The 1,508-nt window shown below is 49.5% G+C and carries 1 rRNA gene; it reads left to right on the top strand.

The window, feature by feature from the left end:
* Window positions 1-1,508 (top strand): 23S ribosomal RNA (locus tag QM959_RS09510); the annotation flags it as partial.

The raw sequence follows: 1,508 nt of genomic DNA on the forward strand, positions 1-1,508 counted from the left end.
GTGAGGGAAAGGTGAAAAGCACCCCGGGAGGGGAGTGAAATAGAACCTGAAACCGTGTGCCTACAACAAGTTCGAGCCCGTTAATGGGTGAGAGCGTGCCTTTTGTAGAATGAACCGGCGAGTTACGTTATGATGCGAGGTTAAGTTGAAGAGACGGAGCCGTAGGGAAACCGAGTCTGAATAGGGCGACTTAGTATCATGACGTAGACCCGAAACCATGTGACCTACCCATGAGCAGGTTGAAGGTGCGGTAAGACGCACTGGAGGACCGAACCAGGGCACGTTGAAAAGTGCTTGGATGACTTGTGGGTAGCGGAGAAATTCCAAACGAACTTGGAGATAGCTGGTTCTCTCCGAAATAGCTTTAGGGCTAGCGTCGACATTAGAGATTCTTGGAGGTAGAGCACTGTTTGGGTGAGGGGTCCATCCCGGATTACCAATCTCAGATAAACTCCGAATGCCAAAGAATTATGGTCGGCAGTCAGACTGCGAGTGCTAAGATCCGTAGTCGAAAGGGAAACAGCCCAGACCACCAGCTAAGGTCCCAAAATAATTGTTAAGTGGAAAAGGATGTGGGGTTGCACAGACAACTAGGATGTTAGCTTAGAAGCAGCTATTCATTCAAAGAGTGCGTAATAGCTCACTAGTCGAGTGACCCTGCGCCGAAAATGTACCGGGGCTAAAACAATTTACCGAAGCTGTGGATACCTTTATAGGTATGGTAGGAGAGCGTTCTATGTGTGAAGAAGGTGTACCGTGAGGAGTGCTGGAACGCATAGAAGTGAGAATGCCGGTATGAGTAGCGAAAGACAGGTGAGAATCCTGTCCACCGTAAGACTAAGGTTTCCAGGGGAAGGCTCGTCCGCCCTGGGTTAGTCGGGACCTAAGGAGAGACCGAAAGGTGTATCCGATGGACAACAGGTTGATATTCCTGTACTAGAGTATGTAGTGATGGAGGGACGCAGTAGGCTAACTAAAGCAGACGATTGGAAGAGTCTGTCTAAGCAGTGAGGTGTGATATGAGTCAAATGCTTATATCTATAACATTGAGCTGTGATGGGGAGCGAAGTTTAGTAGCGAAGTTAGTGACGTCACACTGCCAAGAAAAGCTTCTAGCGTTTAAACATACTCTACCCGTACCGCAAACCGACACAGGTAGTCGAGGCGAGTAGCCTCAGGTGAGCGAGAGAACTCTCGTTAAGGAACTCGGCAAAATGACCCCGTAACTTCGGGAGAAGGGGTGCTGACTTCGGTCAGCCGCAGTGAATAGGCCCAAGCAACTGTTTATCAAAAACACAGCTCTCTGCTAAATCGTAAGATGATGTATAGGGGGTGACGCCTGCCCGGTGCTGGAAGGTTAAGAGGAGTGCTTAGCGGTAACGCGAAGGTATGAATTGAAGCCCCAGTAAACGGCGGCCGTAACTATAACGGTCCTAAGGTAGCGAAATTCCTTGTCGGGTAAGTTCCGACCCGCACGAAAGGCGTAATGATTTGGGCACTGTCTCAAC

It is taken from the genome of Streptococcus mitis, assembly GCF_047459985.1.
Lineage (GTDB): Bacteria > Bacillota > Bacilli > Lactobacillales > Streptococcaceae > Streptococcus > Streptococcus mitis_DZ.